Origin of the sequence: Nostoc sp. ChiSLP03a (assembly GCF_034531215.2) — a bacterium.
In the GTDB taxonomy this organism is placed as follows: Bacteria; Cyanobacteriota; Cyanobacteriia; order Cyanobacteriales; family Nostocaceae; genus Nostoc.
Genome location: NZ_JAVRBQ020000072.1, coordinates 1 through 17,184, shown reverse-complemented (window position 1 = coordinate 17,184; position 17,184 = coordinate 1). Strand labels below are relative to the sequence as shown.

Here is a 17,184-nt window from a genome sequence, read left to right as displayed (position 1 = left end):
ATTAGCGATCGCTATTTCTACTCACTCTTCACCAATTGCAATAATTTGATAATTACATCGTTTTCTGTGTCTGGGGATTGAACATCAAATCTTTCCCCACCTTGTTTTATCCAGACGCAAACAATAGCTGATTTTACGGTAGGGCAATTCATGAATTGCCCCTGGCTGGAAAAAATTTTTACTTATATAACAGATGTACGAAATATTTATCGAGTTTTAAATAATGCCCCGGATTTTTGACAATATTGATTTATCATTGCTACCGATTTTACGAGAAACCCTCAAAATCTCCTATCGGGCAGACTTTTGCGTTGGCTATTTCAACCTCAGAGGTTGGCGAAGAATTGATGATTTGATTGAACAGTATGTTGGCAGTGAAAATGCTTGTTGTCGTTTGCTAATAGGGATGCAAAGCTTGCCTAGTGATGAAGTTCATGCGGCATTTTCTCTTAGTAATGGTGATGGACGAATTGATAACAGTAGCATTGTGCGGTTTAAAAAACGCATGGCGGCGGAATTTCGTCAGCAGTTGACTATCGGTACGCCGACTAATCAAGATGAAGCAGGGTTACGGCGGTTAAGTTATCAGCTAAAAACTCAGAAACTAGTTATTAAACTGTTTCTGCGTCATTCTCTCCACGCCAAATTATATCTTGTGCATCGCCATGACCCTAACACTCCCACAGTGGGATTCTTGGGTAGTAGTAATTTAACCCTTCCGGGACTGGCGAAACAAGGGGAGTTGAATGTTGATATCTTAGACCACGATGCTTGTAATAAACTGCAAAAGTGGTTTAGCGATCGCTGGCAAGATTACGGTTGTGTAGATATTTCCCAAGAATTGGCAGAAATTATCGATCGAAGCTGGGCTAGGCAAGATTTAGTCTCACCTTACTACATCTACCTGAAGATAGCTTACCACTTATCCCATGAAGCGATCGCTGGACTTTCAGAATTTCGTATCCCCCGCGAATTTAATAACTTATTTGATTTCCAAAAAGCCGCCGTACAGCTAGCAGCACGTCATGTAACAAGGCGTGGCGGCGTATTAGTGGGCGATGTGGTCGGTTTGGGCAAAACTTTCGTTGGAACCGCTTTGGCCAAGATATTACAAGAAGATTGCTTTTTAGAAACACTGATTATTTGCCCAAAAAACTTAGTACCAATGTGGCAAGAATATGTAAATAACTATCGGCTACTTGCGGAAGTTATGCCAATTAGTCAAGTACAAAATAAATTACCAAAACTCCGCCGTTACCGAGTTGTGTTAATTGATGAAAGTCACAATTTACGTAACCGCGAAGGTAAACGTTATCGAGCAATTACAGAATATATTGCTGCCAATGAAAGTAAATGTATTTTATTATCAGCTACTCCTTACAATAAAAGTTATCTTGACCTTTCTGCCCAATTGCGGCTATTTGTGCCAGAAGACGAAGATTTGGGCTTAAGACCAGAAGCTTTAATTAATGAACTTGGTGGCAGTTCTGTAGGAGAATTAGAGTTTATTAGAAAACATCAATGTTCTGTCCGTTCTTTAGCGGCTTTTGAGAAAAGCGAACACCCTGATGACTGGCGAGAATTGATGAAGCGTTATATGGTGCGACGCACTCGCTCTTTTATTAAAGATAATTATGCCCACACAGATGAAACCAAGCGAAAATATTTAGAATTTGCTGATGGAAGACGTTCTTATTTTCCTCAGCGTTTACCTCGTAGTCTCAAGTTTCCTTTAGAAGCTTCTAACACAGATTTTTATGCTCGTCTTTACTCTGAATCGGTAGTAGAAGTTATTAATCGCCTTAACTTACCTCGTTATGGGCTAGGAAATTACGTTATGACTAAACAAAAACAGCCGCCTACAGACACAGAGCAACGCTTTATTAATAGCTTATTTCGTGGTGGTAGGAGGTTAATGGGCTTTTCTCGTACTAATTTATTTAAACGTTTAGAAAGTAGTAGTGTTGCTTTTATTCAATCAATTGAGCGCCACATTTTACGTAACTTCATTTATTTATATGCTTTAGAGCAGGGGCTTAATATTCCGATTGGAACTCAAGAAGCTGAGTTATTAGATACAAGAAATAATGATGAAGATACCGATTCTGTTGCAGCAGCTTTGTTTGATACAGAAACAGAAGATGATTCTACTACTTTGCTGCAAGTGGAAAGAGAGGAAGAAGTAACTTATTTGGATAACGAGAATGAAAAGGTATCTAAAACAGAAAAATTTTTTCGTAAAAGAGCAGAATCGATTTACCAAGAATATACAACTCGATATCAACGAAGATTTAAATGGCTGCGGTCTACACTTTTTGATGTTAAAAAACTGAAACGAGATTTGTTAGAAGATGCCAAAGCACTGATTAATGTGCTGCAAGAGTGTGGCGAGTGGAATCCTCAAAAAGATGAAAAATTTGCTGCTTTAATCAAACTGCTCACAAAAACTCACCCTAATGATAAAGTGCTAATTTTCACACAATTTGCCGATACAGTCCGCTACCTTGAAGATAATTTACAGTGCAGTCATATTACTAATGTAGCTGGAGTGACAGGTCAATCTAAAGACCCAACAGTAATCACGGGAAGATTTAGTCCTGTAAGTAATGGAAAATGCGAACAAATTTCATCATCAGATGAGTTGCGTATTTTAATCGCCACCGATGTGTTGAGTGAAGGTCATAATTTACAAGATTGTGCAATTATCGTCAATTGGGATTTACCTTGGGCTATTATTCGCTTAATTCAACGACACCTCAAGATACTCGATTGATACACCTTCGCAAAAATATTGAACAACTTAATAAAAAATCGCAAGAAAAGTTAAATCTTTTGCTGTTGGATGAGTTTAGTAAGCGTTTGGGTATCAAGTATGAAGAGGTTCAGTTAAATGGAAAATCACAGAAGCGGGTTTTGAAGGTTGAGGATATTGCAGCTTTAAAGCCGTTTCACTGGGGTTATCACTTTGATAAGGTTTTAGAACGTGGCGGTTTTGATGCAATTATCACTAATCCACCTTGGGAAGCTTTTAAACCAGATGAAAAAGAGTTTTTCACTCAATATAATGATTTGGTGACGAAGAAGAAAATGGATATACATACTTTTGAGGATACTAAGGATAAACTGTTACAAGATAAAGAAATTGTAACTGCATGGTTAGAATACAAAAGCAAGTTTCCTCATGTAAATCTTTATTATCGTTCATCTAGGCAATATCAAAACCAAATATCTGTTGTTAATGGTAAGAAGTCAAAGACAACAGATATTAACTTGTACAAACTTTTTTTAGAACAATGTTTTTACTTATTAAAAGCTGGTAGTGAATGCGGTATTGTTATTCCTAGCAGTTTTTATAATGACTTAGGTGCTAAACAATTACGTGAAATGTTGTTTAGTCACAGTAAAGTCACTGGGCTATTCTGCTTTGAAAACCGCAAGACAATTTTTGAAGGTGTTGATAGCCGATTTAAATTTGTTGTTCTTACTTTTGAAAAAGGGGGTAAAACTGAAAAATTTCCTGCTGCTTTTATGCGTCATGATATTCAAGATTTACAAAGATTTCCAAGTAACGACAGTATATCAATAAGTATTGAACTAATACGCCGCCTATCACCTGATTCACTTTCAGTTGTGGAGTTTAAAAATGAAATAGACTTCTGTATTTCTGAAAAGATGATCAAATTCCCATTACTGGGTGACAAAATTGAGGATAAATGGAATCTTTCTTTAAGCCGTGAATTTCACATGACTGATGATAAAGACTTATTTAAATTAAATTTTAAAGGTCGATTACCATTGTATGAAGGAAAAATGATTCATCATTTTAGTCATACTTTATCAAAACCGCGTTATTGGGTAGAAGAAAATGAAGGGAGAAAAGCAATATTAAAAAAACAAAAAGATATTGGGCAGGTATTAGGTTATCAAAAATATCGATTGGCTTATCGTGCTGTCGCTTCTAATACAAATGAAAGAAGTTTAATATGTACTATTATTCCACCTTGCTTCACCGGTAATTCTATAAATATCTCTGAATCTTTAACTAGTAAGTCTCAATTAGTTTGCGTTACTTTACTAAGTTCTTTTGTCGTAGACTGGTTACTTAGACAAAAGGTAACGACAAACATAAATATTTTTTACATTAACCAACTACCCGTCCCACGTTTAACAAAAAACGATCGCTACTTCAACGATATTGTACAACGCGCCGCTAAACTCATCTGCACCACACCAGAATTTGACGAACTCGCGCAAGAAGTCGGTCTAGGTTCCCATCAACAAGGCGTTACCGATGAAACAGAACGCGCCAAACTCCGCGCCGAACTCGATGGAATGGTAGCACACCTTTACGGCTTAACCAAAGATGAATTTAGCTACATTCTCACTACATTTCCAATTGTGAATGTAACCATAAAAGAAGCAGCATTAGAAGCTTACCGTACCTTTGTCCCAATGTTTGGAGAATCAGAAAGAGTTGGATTAACTCATTAAAGCAAACATCCCTAGCGATTATAGGCAGAAACATTAAGGTTTATAATCTAGCCCTTTAAAGTTGGGTAAAATTTTTGGGCAATTATTCCTCTTTTCTCTGTGTTCTCTGCGCCTCTGTGGTTTAATAAATTACTTTTAAACCGCAGAGGCACAGAGAGCGCTGAGAAGAAAAAGAGATTTTTAGAGTTACCTTGAAAGGACTAGTTGACGTTCATATTAGTTTAGGAATATCTGTAACTATGTATACAAACTGCCTTGTCATCTAAAGCTTTTAGACCTAACCTTCAGCTTCTTCCCTACAAGGCAAGGAGAGTAAGATTCAAAGCCTCTCTCCTTTTAAGAAAGGTTAAAGTCTGCGATCGCAATCAATAATTTATACTATAAAAAACTCAAGATACATATTATCTGTAAAATTCTAATATTTTTAACTTTAAATTTATAATTAAAATCATCCCTAGTGTAGATGAAAAATTGCAACTTCTTAAGAATTTATTTTAAATTCACGGAGAGGTTTACTAGTATTATTTTCCGTTAAAATGGAATTACTGGTATAAATACAACAATGTATTTAAATAAGGTCTAATAAATTACTATATATATAAATCCGGCAGCATTTACTTAATAGTAGTTTTAGAACCGTGCAAATTCATTCTCACTCGAAATTTAATCATAGCCGCGATCGCCGTGAACAGGGTTTGCAAAATTTGCTTGCTCGCCTTGTTAAAACAATGCAGCGCGATGAGTTAGTGCGGCAAACAACCAATCAACTCAGAGAATCGCTTCGGGTCGATCGGGTGGTGTTGTATTATTTTTACAGTCAGTGGCAAGGACAGGTGACTTTTGAATCATTGAGTTCTAAAGAATTGTCAATACTTGGTTCCACTGGCCCAGATGATTGTTTTAACAGTGAGTATGCTGATTTATACTTAGCAGGACGGGTAAAGGCGATCGCTGATATTGAATTAGAGCCAATCCAGCCTTGTCACCGAGATTTTCTCCGCAATATGCAAGTTCGCGCCAACCTGGTTGTACCAATTTTGATACCTAGAGGATTATGGGGATTGCTGATAGCACATCACTGTCAAGGGTCTCATTATTGGTCGCCATCAGATATAGAAATGATACAAACAGGGGCACAAACTCTAGCAACAGATCGTAATATTCTGGAGAGTTAAGTCACAGTGTATTCAAATCGCATACAGTTTAAGTAGCAGAAATCCTCGCCAGCACTGATTTTTCTAGATAAGGAGAAAAAACTGTGAAATTTGGTTACACGGTCATTTGGGTAGACGATGTAGTTAAAACAGTTGAGTTTTACGAAAAAGCCTTTGGTCTACTTCGTCGCACTCTCCAGGATAAAGGACAATCTATTTGGGCGGAAATCGAAACCGGAAACACCACACTAGCTTTCTCTTCTAGTAGCGAAGCACAGAAATTATTTCCTGGAGGCTGCCATCCCAACGACGCTACACAACCGCCGGCATTAATCCAGATATCATTTATTACTCCTGATGTTGGCAGCGCTTACATGAGAGCGATTGGAGCAGGCGCAAAAACACTAGATGCCCCTAAAACCCAGCCTGGGGGACACACTATTGCTCGTGTGCGCGATCTCAATGGTGTGCTAGTGTCGTTGGTGAGTGGTTAGATAGCAAATTGCCTTGGACGCAATTAATTGGGCTGTAGATTGCGATCGCAAGAGAAAAAATCAATACCTAAAAGACTATTTATAAAATAAATCTTAAGTAGGGTGTGTTAGGGGTTTAGCCTAACGCACCTTTTTCTATAACGGTGTGTTAGGCGCTTTAATTATATTTTCGTGACAAATCATATTGAAATATGCGTCTAACACAACCTACAGTAATTTTATTTTTACTTGATAAATAACCTCTGATTTTCTTACAGAGTCGAGCTTTTTATCAAAACTTAATGTATAGAACTTGACATATAAACTTTTTATTCAGTAGCTTGTAATTAATCTAAGTATCTTATACCACAAAGACAAGATAATCACTTAGTTACTACTCGTAAATTTCTCCTTGATATGAAAAGTGAGTATCGTGAGTTAGTCAATGAAGTCCTAAGAAAAATAGGGCGAAATATGTTGATGTTTCAGCAAATTGAGAAAGGCTTGAAAGCGCTTCTTCCATTTATACACTCAGATGCTAGTACAAATGATACTGATAGCTTTTGGAAGTACAGAGAAAGAGTTAAATCAAAGACTCTAGGGAATCTGATAAATGCTTTTCTTGAGTCTGCGGATTATAACCCTGATTATTTTGGCGATAAATTAAGAGAGATGGTTGCCGAGCGGAACAATCTCGTTCATCACTTTGGTGGGTTGGAAGGTTTAAATATATTAAGTACTGAAGAAGGATGTAGAAGTTGTATTAATTACTTAGAATCGCAGTACCAAGAGACAGTTCACTTTTATAAAAACATAACACTATTTGTATTTAGTGTAGTTATTTTCCTTCGAGAAAATTACGCCGAATCTAACCAAAAAATCGAACTTTTCTACCAGCAATTAAAGGCAGAAATTATTTTTTCTGGTGTTGAGTATATAAATCTGCATAATCCGTCTGAAACAGCATGGGAGAATACAAAAATTGTCAAATTGCTACGTTTAGCCGAAACAAATACAGACAAAACAGGTGATATGACTTTACTGGCAAGAGCGGGAGAATTTATTAAGAATCAAGACCCTGAGTGTACGCCTAAAAAGTATGGGATTAAAACACTAAAAGGTGTTTTGAAAGCGTCTGGTTTATTTGAAATTACTGAGAGTCAAAATAGCCAGAAAAACAGCACATTTATTTTATATAAAAGTAAAATGCATAAATCTCTTACCTAAGTCCGATAAGTTAACACAGGTTCCCATTAGAGATACCTGATTTGATATTTCCATTCTGAAATAGCTAATAGGCTTTACAATCTACAGGACTTTGATCATGACACAACAAATAATTCGTGAAGCGCCTGCTCCTGAACCGTTAGAAGGTCAACAGGCAAACGCATTTTACGTCCCTGCACCTAATGAGCCTATTCTCAATGTCAACAATATTCAAGGCAACATTCTAGGTGGGTTCAATAAAGACTATCAAGCTCTCTTGTTCCTTGAAATTGAAAATCCAAATGCCTTTAAGAACTGGCTGAAGTCACAGATCAATTTCATTGCCACCGCTTCAGAAGTGATTGCCTTCAACCGCTTATTTAAATCCGCCAGACAACGGCGAGGCCGTGAAGGTACTGTTAAGGCAACCTGGGTTAATGTAGCTTTCTCCTTTGAAGGGCTGAAGAAACTAACCAATGATGCCGACTCATTTACGGATGAAGCCTTTAAAGCTGGGCTAGCAGCACGCGCTGTTGAACTGAACGACCCGGTAGACAAAGATGGTAAGCCTATTGGCTGGGTTGTAGGTGGGCCAGATAATGGCAAAGTTGATCTGGTTTTGATCGTTGCCAGCGACGAACGCGCGGACTTATTAGCAGAAATCTCCCGGATTTTAGAAAGCATTGTGGCATTTACAGATGGGAAAGGCAACGCTAAGAGCAGCGGAGCCAGAATTACCTTCTTGGAAGAGGGAGGCAACTTACCCGCACCCCTGACTGGACATGAACATTTCGGCAACTTGGATGGAATATCACAACCTGGTATTCGTGGCCGGGTTGCTGATAATCCTAAAGAACTTCTGACTCCTCGGCAGAATCCAGAGAATAAAAACCAGGGCAAACCAGGACAGGATCTTTTATGGCCAGGAGAGTTCGTTTTTGGCTATGAAGGTCAGGACAATGATGCTAAAAAGTTGGAACATAGCAAAGGTCAGGTTGTGTCGGCAGGATTACACTGGGCGAATGATGGCTCTTACCTTGTATTCCGGCGATTGCGTCAAGATGTGTATAAGTTCCACAAGTTCTTAAATGATATTGCTGCTGACCTAGACACCGACGCTCGAAAGGTGAGCGCAAAGCTGATTGGTCGCTGGCCCAGTGGCGCTCCCACTGTCCGCACGCCGGAAGAAGACGCCCCAAGTTTGGGTAATGATGAGAATGCCAACAATGATTTTGAATTCAACGGTGATGATGCACCAGATGGAAAATTCTTCAAAAACGATGTAGTTCCACCTTCCAAAGATGCAACGGGTCTGCGCTGTCCGTTTATTGCCCATACCCGCAAGACTTATCCACGCGATGACAAAACACCAGGAGGTGGAGGCCCAGGACCAGAAGAGATTGATCGCAGTGAAGTGACCACTCAAACACATCGCTTGCTCCGTCGCGGCATTCCTTATGGCCCGGTGTCTGCTTCTACACCGAACAATCCGCTACAAGACCCGAACTTTGTCGATCGCGGTCTCCACTTTTTGGCTTATCAGACTTCGATTGTAGACCAGTTTGAGTTTGTCACTAAGTTCTGGGCTAACAATCCAAACTTTAGTGAGGAGGCGGCTAAAGGTCACGAGTTTGAAGGTAAATTAACTCTTGGTCACGATCCAATTATTGGTCAAAGTGAAAATAATAAACCAAATGGCGATCGCACACGCAAGTTCTTTATCCACCTTGAAGATGACCAAAATCAACCTCAAACTAAGGAGTTGACTGCACCTGAAGACTGGGTAATCCCTACTGGTGGCGGCTACTTCTTTGCACCCTCGATTTCTGCTTTGAAGGAAGTATTGACAAAATAAGGATTTTAGGTAGTAGAGGGGCAGAAGCATTTGGTGGCGATCGCACCGAACTGCAAACTTCCCCAGTTTTGTCTGTCAATAAATGCCAGCGCTTATACCACAGTGGTCGATATCATAGGGTTTGTAGACCATTAGGGAAATAATGAATTATGAATTTTGTTTTGCATCATTCATAATTCATTTATTTTTCTTTATTCCCCAATCTCAAACCTCAAATTTTATGAATTCAAATCCAGCATTGTGTGCTGCGATCGCCAATTACATTACCACTAGTCCCCAGCAACGAATTACTTTCGCCCAATTCATGGACATGGTATTATACCACCCTGAATACGGCTACTATTCCAGCGATGCACTCAAAATTGGCTTTAAAGGTGGTGATTTTTTCACCTCTCCTAACCTCTGTTCTGACTTTGGCGAGTTACTAGCAGAACAATTTTTGCAAATGTGGGAGATTCTAGGAAAACCTATACCCTTTTCTCTAGTAGAAATGGGAGCAGGACAAGGATTGCTGGCATTGCATATCCTTAAATATCATCAGCTACACTACCCAGATTTTTTTACCGCCCTGGAGTACATCATTATTGAAAAGTCTCCAACTTTAAAACAAGAACAGCAGCAACGCTTGCAAGATTTCCCCGTGCGTTGGTGCAATTTAGAGGAGATACCACCGAATGCGATCGCAGGCTGCTTTTTTTCTAATGAGTTAGTTGATGCTTTCCCCGTCCATCAATTCATCCTAGAAACGGGAGAACTCCAAGAAATTTATGTAACCACAGATCAGAATGAAAAACAAACCAATGCCCCATCCCCCATGCCCTATGCCCCATGCCCATCATTTGTAGAAGTCACAGGGGAACCTTCAACGCCCCAACTAGCTGAATATTTGGATTCACTGGGAATCGACTTCACCCAAAGTGCATATCCCGATGGCTACCGTAGTGAAATTAATTTAGCTGCTCTAGACTGGTTGAGTATAGTAGCAGACCGCTTGCAGCGCGGCTATGTGTTAACAATTGATTATGGCTACCCCGCCAGTCGTTACTATAATCCCAGGCGATCGCAGGGAACGCTACAGTGTTATTACCATCATCGTTTCCATGACAACCCCTATATTAATATTGGGCGACAAGATATCACTGCCCATATTGACTTTACAGCTTTGGAACGCTGGGGTGAAAAGTGTAACTTAAAGAATGTTGGTTTTATCCAGCAGGAATTATTTTTGATGGCGTTGGGGTTAGGCGATCGTATTGCAGCCCTTTTTGAGCAAAAGCAACCTCTCTCGCAGTTACTACAACATCGGGACGCACTACACCAACTTATAGATCCCACAGGACTCGGCGGCTTTGGAGTCTTAATTCAGAGCAAAGGTCTAGACAAGACAGAAATCTCTCAACCATTAAAAGGATTGACGCTGCCAGAGTAAGCGTAAAGAAAGAAAAGTTAAAACTCTATTTAAGAATGCAGTATCAGTCTTATTTGGACTAGCATAACAGTGATTACTGTAAAGTTAAACACACTACCAAAGTAATAATTATGTCCACTCATGACCTGTTAATGCTAGTAACACTACTTACCCCCGGTATTTTACTTTCAGTGATAATAATGTTGACTTTTGCTGCCGGTGGTTGATTGCCAGAGTTAGGGAGTAAGAAAACTGGGATTTAGGATTGTATTTTAAATTTCAAATTATTACTTCCTAACTGAATTTGAATCAAACAATGCGATGTTTGTGATGAACTATGACGCTCGATAACTCACTCTAAGCGTTGCCGCAGCCTCTGGTAGAAAAGCTATGCCAAAAGCTTTACGCAACGCTTACGGTGACACTGTATTAAAGGAACGTAAAAAATGAAGGTGGCATTTCTGGGAACTGGACTGATGGGACTACCAATGGCTCAAAGGTTATTAGCCGCAGATATACAGCTAGTTGCCTACAATCGTACCCCAGAAAAATTAGCACCACTACAAGCAGCTGGGGCTGAAATTGCTACACATCCCCGCCATGCCATTCGTACTGCTGAGTGCGTAATTCTCATGTTGACTAATGCCCCAGCTATTTATAATGTGTTGCTTTCAGATACTGCTTGGCAAACTTTGGAAGGACGCACAATTATCCAAATGGGAACAATTACACCCACAGAAAGCCAGGAAATTAGGGATGCAGTTGTTGCTGGTGGAGGTGAGTATTTAGAAGCACCTGTATTAGGGAGTATCCCAGAAGCAAAAGCTGGCAAGTTGAATGTTATGGTAGGGGCCGAGCCAGAACAATACGAACGCCACTTGAAGTTACTCCAAAATTTTGGGACAGAACCTTTACTTATCGGGCCAGTAGGATCTGCGGCGGCGCTGAAATTGGCATTAAATCAACTAATAGCTTCTCTAACAACTAGCTTTGCTCTGAGTCTAGCTTTTGTCCAGCGTCAAGGTGTCGATGTCGATGTGTTTATGCAAATCTTGCGCGACAGTCCACTCTACGCACCTACATTTGATAAAAACCTACAACGGATGTTAGATGCCAATTATGCCGATCCCAATTTCCCCACAAAACACTTACTTAAAGATACGGAATTATTTATCTCAGAAGCAAAATCTCGGAGTTTGGATCTCAGCAGTATTAAAGGAGTGCGGCAAATCTTACAAACAGCCGTAAAAATGTCATTTGCTGATGATGATTACTCATCACTATTTTCAGTCATTAAGGAATGGGGAGAAGCGATCGGAGAATAAATTTTTATAGGATGCACAAATATGCATTGGTGTCAATGTAACGTTAAAAGGGCGGTTGATAACCGCCCTGCCTGTAAGTTGACACTTGAAAAATTTTGTAAATTCGGTTCTTCTTACACCCCGGCATTCCTGATATATCTTTGAAAATGCTCAATCAAAAGGTTTTAACTGAATCGTAATCGTTAAAAGGATATTACTGTCCATTATTAGTAGTCGATCGGGGAAATGGCAGAGACTCAGTCTGAGGCTGAGGCACAGATGGAGGCTGAGGTTCAGGTTGAGGATTGAGAAATTCCTGCCAAGTCTTAATTTGCTCTTGCGCTGCACTGTAAGCAGCACTACCACGTGGAATTGATTTGGCAGTGTCAATGCCTCTAGCAATATCAGACTGACCTTGAGTGCGTGCTATTTCTAATAATTGTTGACTCCATTGGTCAATAGCCTGATTCGCATCCATACGTAAGATGCTATTGTTTGAAACTCGATCCGCCAGTCGTATTGCCTCAACCAAGGCTTCTGGAGTGCCAGCCACTCCCACTTCCTGGGCTTTTTTCCAGTTTTCTCTAGTGCGGATTTGCCCTTCCCAGTCATCGATCGCAGTTTGTGCTTCTTGTGAAAGCGCCCTTCCCGATGAAGCAATTTGTTGAGCTGTGCTAATGGCGGCGGTGAGATTTCCACTCTGGGCCAATTCTTGTGCTCGATCTAAATAAGGTTGGTCTTGAATTCGCTCAATCTTTCCTACCCAAGTACGAATTTTTTTCCGTGCTTCTGGATATAATGCACGACCTCTACGAATTTCGCTGGCCTGGGCGATCGCAGCTTGCAAGGAGTTAATATCCTCGAATATTGCTATCTGTTCGGCGCGGTCTAAGTAAGGTTGGTCTTCAATTGTCTCCACTTGGGCATTCCAGCGACCTATCTCTTGTCTAGCTTCTGCGCCTCTAGGGTTACTAGCAGGAATAAGCTGTACTTGGGCGATCGCTGCGGTTAAATTGGGTACTGTTCCCTGGCTAGCCAATATTCTTGCTTTTTCCAGATGGGCAACATCTTCAATTTCCAGCTGCCAACGAGCAATTAGTTGCTGTGCTTCGTTATACACTGGTCTGGAAGGATCGATCTGTTGTGCCTGAGCGATCGCTGCCTCTAAACCAGAAACATTACCGATCCAAGCACTCCTTTTGGCGTCAGCTATGGCAATAAAGTCATCAGTTTCGCCTTGTAGTTTCGTACTTTCCGGTATTTGCCTAGCAATATTCAGCGCTTCATCTGCATCCTGCTTGTCTAGTTTCGCCTGTGCCAATTCCAGCATTTTGCGTCCAAATGCCGGAATTGCTTCCTGAGCTTTTTGGTAAATGTAACTTTCCTGCCCAATTGACTCGGCTAACTTGATCGCTTCTAGGATGTTATCAACTACTTTGCTGTTTGCTAAACTTTCGGCTTTTCCTAACTTATCGCCATCTTCCCGCGCTGTCGCAATCAGACGATTCAATTGGTCGTACTTAGTACCCGCCCAGTACTGATTGTCTACACGCAGCATTTTAGCGGATAACATAAACGCCGATTGCCAGCGCCGTTCCTTTACTTCGGCGATCGCACCATTGTATGTGGCTTCAGCCTTTGACCAAATTGACTGCCATTTGTCAACTTGTTCATTGACTAACTTATAAGCTGCTACATCTTCGGGTATTTTACGAGCAGTCGCGATCGCTTCCTCTAAATTACCAGTTTGGAAACTTTGATCGGCTAGCTTCAAAATATCCCGCGACCATTCTTCGATGAAACGATCGATTTCTCCATGCAACGGGTGATTTTGTGGTAGTTGCTTCACCAGAGCGATCGCTTGTAATAGGTCGTTCACTGTTTGCTTAGAAGCCGCTAACTGAGCGCAATGTAGCCGCACAGAAGCACTAGCTAGCGGCCAGAAAATCGAGGGGCAATTAGGAGCAGCTGGCAACTTTAGTAGCATTGCCATTGCCAAGAATCCCACACCGCCGGGAATCAACATTAGTAGTACTAGCCACAATGTCCAGCTTTTCATCCAGCGTGGCCATTTTCCAGAAGTACTATTGAGTTGGGCAGTTTCCTCTGAATTACTATTTATAGGTAATCCTTTCTTATGGTTTTTTTTTCGCCGCTTCACTGACTTGGAGGTAGAACCAGTAGCTGGGACATCAAATGGCTGAGTTTCACCGAATTGTTCTGTTCGGGATAATCTTTTGCTTTGATCTGGCTCTCTTCCACTGGCTCTTGACCAACTGTCTGGAATATCCCGCTCTGTCATCTCTCACACCAAAATAATTGAATAGCGTTCTGTTTTAGGTTGATAATTCCATTGTTGACATAGTAACTTTCTCGTCATTAAAAAGCTACTTTTTTGATTATCTCTCTCCACAGAGTACCATTATCAATCTCAAAAATCAGTGTTATTTTATACTTTATCCTCAAACAGCAGATTCAGCTTGCAAATCGGAAATTAGTTGAGCTAACTGATCGCTACTTGCCTGGTAGACGTTGCCGCAAAAGTCGCAAGTTGCCTCAGCACCATCATCCTTAATAATCATATCTTGCAGTTCAGCTTCTCCCAAAATCTTTAGTGCCCCCAAAACGCGATCAAAAGAGCAACCACAGTGGAAGCGCAACATTTGGCGTTCAGAAAAGATTTCCAACCCCATGTCTCCCAATAAGTCACCAAAGATTTCAGGTAACGTCTTCCCAGCTTGCAACAACGGTGTAAATCCTGCTAGACCAGCAACTCGTGATTCCAACGTTTCTACTAAGGCTTCGTCTCTGGCGGCTTTGGGCAATACTTGTATCAGTAACCCTCCAGCAGCAGTTACTCCCGCTGCTCCCACGAACACACCTAAAACTAAAGCCGAAGGTGTTTGTTCGGAATTCACCAGATAATGAGCTACATCATCACCAATTTCACCAGAAACTAGTTCTACCGTACTAGAGTAAGGATAACCGCGACCGATATCTCGCACAACGTAGAGGTAGCCGCTACCCACAGCACCACCAACATCTAATTTACCTTTGGCGTTGGGAGGCAATTCTACAGATGGATTCCCAACATATCCGCGTACCGTACCATCTAAGCCTGCATCTACTAATATGCCACCCAAAGGCCCATCGCCCTTAACGCGGACATTCACCCTCGATCCAGTTCGCTTCATACTAGAAGCCATTAACAAGCCCGCCGTCATAGTCCGACCCAGTGCTGCCGTTGCCACATAAGAAAGCTTGTGGCGCTGCCGTGCTTCTTCTGTTAAACGTGTGGCGATCGCACCTACGGCACGAATTCCACCTTCGGCTGCTGTTGCACGAATTAACTGATCCGCCATGAATAACCTTACATTTCTTAACAAGTTCGCTTTTTCTATTCTAAGTTCTCTGCTGCAAGAAAAATGACGTAGTAGGGTGTTACGCAAATAAACGGCTGTCATTGGTTATTGGTCATTGGTCATTAGTTATTTGCAAAGGACATAGACGCGCCAGCGGTGAAGCAGCGCGGTCTTCTCCCAAAGGGAGAGGCTAGCGCCAAGGGGGTTTCCCCCATGAGTGACTGCTGAACCCGTTGGCGCAGCCTCTCGTAGAGAAGGGCTGACCGCAGGGTAGGACTAATAACTAATGACAAAAACTATTTGCAATATTAGAAATAGCGATGTCTTATTTTTAGGTAATCCGAGAAAAATGCTGGGTAATTTTCAACAAAGCCAACTGCGGATTGAAATCGAAGCATCAACAGATGCAATTCGTGACAGTCTGCTGCATCCCGTGCAATTAAAAAAATGGCTTTTAGGGCAACGTTTTGCGCCTGGAATGCCAGAAGAACTACTTCCCGGATTCCAGTTTACAACCTGGACTGGGCCAGTTGCGATTCATCATCAAGTAAACGTTGTCAAATCCAACTGCCTTCGCTTAGTACTCAGCGGAGGCATTGACGGTTTCCACGAATGGTACTGGGGAGAAGGTTGGGTACAGTCCCGCTTGGAAGGAGTTTCACTTTTGCCCTTGAATTTGGGTCAAACGCTTAGTTTGTTGAGCTTGCGTCAGTTTTTAGCAACTCAAGAACGTTGAATTGACTGAACGTAGAAAAGAGATTTTCTTTGTCTTTATGGCTAGCCCTTTCAAGGTTACTCGAAAAATCTCTTTTTTCTCTCTACGCCACGGACACTTTGCTTAAGTAGGGAAACCCGCTCATGCAAGTGTCCTCCTCTGTGGCTCTGCGGTTTAAAAGTAATTTATCTAACGACTCTAGATGCAGACAACACAGAATTGCATAGGTTTAAATTCTTAAACCCTTGTGCAACACGTTGTCCCCTTTCTAGACTCATGGGAATTAGTTTTCCCTTGACCAATTTATAGCGACTATCAGTGCGATCATCATATTTCAGGTATTCTTCAAAGGCTAGTTTTGAGGTAGTTATAGCCATTGCTTCTCCTTATAAATCTTTACCTTGGTTTTACGACCAACACTGAACAATTAGCCTCTTCTACAACTTGACTGCTAACAGAACCCTGAACAATTCGTTTCATCCCCATCAAGCCCCGACTGCCAATTACGATCAAGTCAGTTTTATAAATATTGGCAAGACGAATAATCTCTTCAGCAGGATCGCCAGTTACTAACTCTAACTCACTTCTGGCTGATAACTTTTCCTGATATAATTGCAGTTGCTTTTCAATATGAAAATAAGAAAACGTTGGGGACTCTGGCTGAGGGCGATCGGCAGGTAGTTCCATTTCTGACTCTGGTGTGAGAAACACATGACACAGAATAACCTTAGCGTCTTTTGAAAACACCAAATAATCTAAAGCTTGAATTACTCGTTCTGAAATATCCGAACCGTCCAGAGCTACCAAAACACTATTTAGCACTGCTCTCGTCTCCTAAAGAGTAGACCCCTTACATACATAAGTATCTAGCAAAATTAGTCAGCAATGACACTAAACTTCTTGCATAAATCAAAAAAAGAACCCCACCCCGCCTTTGACTTACGTCAAATTCTCCCTGCCCCCTAATCCCCAGAGGGGGCCCCAAGTTCCCCGCCTGCGGGGAGGGGTTGGGGGTGGGGTATTAGGGTACTTTTGCAAGAGCTCTACTAAACTAATTTTTTATCTGACAACTTAGTTTATCTGGATTCGCGGAAAACCCCATCCGTCTGTACGGTGGGGATGGATAGCGGTCTACGGAGTGGAGCGCAGTAGACAATCATTCTTTCCCGCCTGATTGCTCTTTAATATAATCTTTAACTATTTCTAGTGGCGCTCC

Annotated in this window: 12 protein-coding genes and 1 pseudogene; 9 read left to right on the top strand and 4 right to left on the bottom strand. The window is 41.1% G+C overall.

What is annotated here, in order from left to right; translation table 11 throughout:
• Positions 1–223: 223 nt before the first annotated feature.
• From RMY32_RS12090 to RMY32_RS12055, 8 genes and pseudogenes are all read left to right on the top strand, one after another.
• Positions 224–2,752: pseudogene (locus RMY32_RS12090) on the top strand (helicase-related protein); the annotation flags it as partial.
• Between the two features lie 17 nt (positions 2,753–2,769).
• Entirely contained in the window at positions 2,770–4,491 is a 1,722-nt protein-coding gene (locus RMY32_RS12085) for an Eco57I restriction-modification methylase domain-containing protein (protein ID WP_409882813.1), read from the top strand.
• Between the two features lie 638 nt (positions 4,492–5,129).
• The gene (locus tag RMY32_RS12080) at positions 5,130–5,666 is read left to right on the top strand and encodes a GAF domain-containing protein (protein WP_322713654.1); all 537 of its coding nucleotides are present in this window, start codon (positions 5,130–5,132) and stop codon (positions 5,664–5,666) included.
• Positions 5,667–5,749: 83 nt separating this feature from the next.
• Positions 5,750–6,139: a VOC family protein gene (locus RMY32_RS12075; protein WP_322713653.1), complete on the top strand. Its 390-nt coding sequence runs from the start codon at positions 5,750–5,752 to the stop codon at positions 6,137–6,139.
• A gap of 459 nt (positions 6,140–6,598) precedes the next feature.
• Entirely contained in the window at positions 6,599–7,345 is a 747-nt protein-coding gene (locus RMY32_RS12070) for an OST-HTH/LOTUS domain-containing protein (protein WP_409882811.1), read from the top strand.
• A gap of 97 nt (positions 7,346–7,442) precedes the next feature.
• A complete protein-coding gene (locus RMY32_RS12065) occupies positions 7,443–9,179 on the top strand; it encodes a Dyp-type peroxidase (protein WP_322713651.1) in 1,737 nt (578 codons plus the stop codon).
• 220 nt (positions 9,180–9,399) lie between these two features.
• Complete coding sequence (locus RMY32_RS12060) at positions 9,400–10,608, top strand: class I SAM-dependent methyltransferase (protein WP_322713650.1); 1,209 nt, start codon at positions 9,400–9,402, stop codon at positions 10,606–10,608.
• Positions 10,609–11,033: 425 nt separating this feature from the next.
• Complete coding sequence (locus RMY32_RS12055; protein ID WP_322713649.1) at positions 11,034–11,912, top strand: NAD(P)-dependent oxidoreductase; 879 nt, start codon at positions 11,034–11,036, stop codon at positions 11,910–11,912.
• 193 nt (positions 11,913–12,105) lie between these two features.
• Here RMY32_RS12055 and RMY32_RS12050 read toward each other — a convergent pair whose 3' ends face one another.
• Positions 12,106–14,193, bottom strand: a complete 2,088-nt coding sequence (locus RMY32_RS12050) for a chromosome segregation ATPase (RefSeq protein ID WP_322713648.1) — start codon at positions 14,191–14,193, stop codon at positions 12,106–12,108.
• A 160-nt stretch (positions 14,194–14,353) separates the two neighbouring features.
• Entirely contained in the window at positions 14,354–15,253 is a 900-nt protein-coding gene (gene hslO, locus RMY32_RS12045; RefSeq protein ID WP_322713677.1) for an Hsp33 family molecular chaperone HslO, read from the bottom strand.
• 349 nt (positions 15,254–15,602) lie between these two features.
• On the opposite strand from hslO, the gene RMY32_RS12040 reads away from it, so the two are divergent.
• Positions 15,603–15,989 carry a hypothetical protein gene (locus RMY32_RS12040; RefSeq protein ID WP_322713676.1) on the top strand — a complete coding sequence of 129 codons (387 nt, stop codon included), beginning with the start codon at positions 15,603–15,605 and terminating at the stop codon, positions 15,987–15,989.
• Positions 15,990–16,153: 164 nt separating this feature from the next.
• Here the strand turns inward: RMY32_RS12040 and RMY32_RS12035 are convergent, their stop codons facing one another.
• Positions 16,154–16,345 (bottom strand): hypothetical protein, encoded by a 192-nt coding sequence (locus RMY32_RS12035; protein ID WP_322713647.1) that lies wholly within the window; start codon positions 16,343–16,345, stop codon positions 16,154–16,156.
• Between the two features lie 19 nt (positions 16,346–16,364).
• A complete protein-coding gene (locus RMY32_RS12030) occupies positions 16,365–16,790 on the bottom strand; it encodes a universal stress protein (protein WP_322713646.1) in 426 nt (141 codons plus the stop codon).
• Between the last annotated feature and the right edge of the window lie 394 nt (positions 16,791–17,184).

Coding starts and splice junctions, on each gene's coding strand:
- RMY32_RS12035 (WP_322713647.1), bottom strand. CDS start 16,345: ATGGCTATAACTACCTCAAAACTAGCCTTTGAAGAATACCTGAAATAT.
- RMY32_RS12040 (WP_322713676.1), top strand. CDS start 15,603: ATGCTGGGTAATTTTCAACAAAGCCAACTGCGGATTGAAATCGAAGCA.
- RMY32_RS12055 (WP_322713649.1), top strand. CDS start 11,034: ATGAAGGTGGCATTTCTGGGAACTGGACTGATGGGACTACCAATGGCT.
- hslO (WP_322713677.1), bottom strand. CDS start 15,253: ATGGCGGATCAGTTAATTCGTGCAACAGCAGCCGAAGGTGGAATTCGT.
- RMY32_RS12060 (WP_322713650.1), top strand. CDS start 9,400: ATGAATTCAAATCCAGCATTGTGTGCTGCGATCGCCAATTACATTACC.
- RMY32_RS12050 (WP_322713648.1), bottom strand. CDS start 14,193: ATGACAGAGCGGGATATTCCAGACAGTTGGTCAAGAGCCAGTGGAAGA.
- RMY32_RS12065 (WP_322713651.1), top strand. CDS start 7,443: ATGACACAACAAATAATTCGTGAAGCGCCTGCTCCTGAACCGTTAGAA.
- RMY32_RS12070 (WP_409882811.1), top strand. CDS start 6,599: ATGTTTCAGCAAATTGAGAAAGGCTTGAAAGCGCTTCTTCCATTTATA.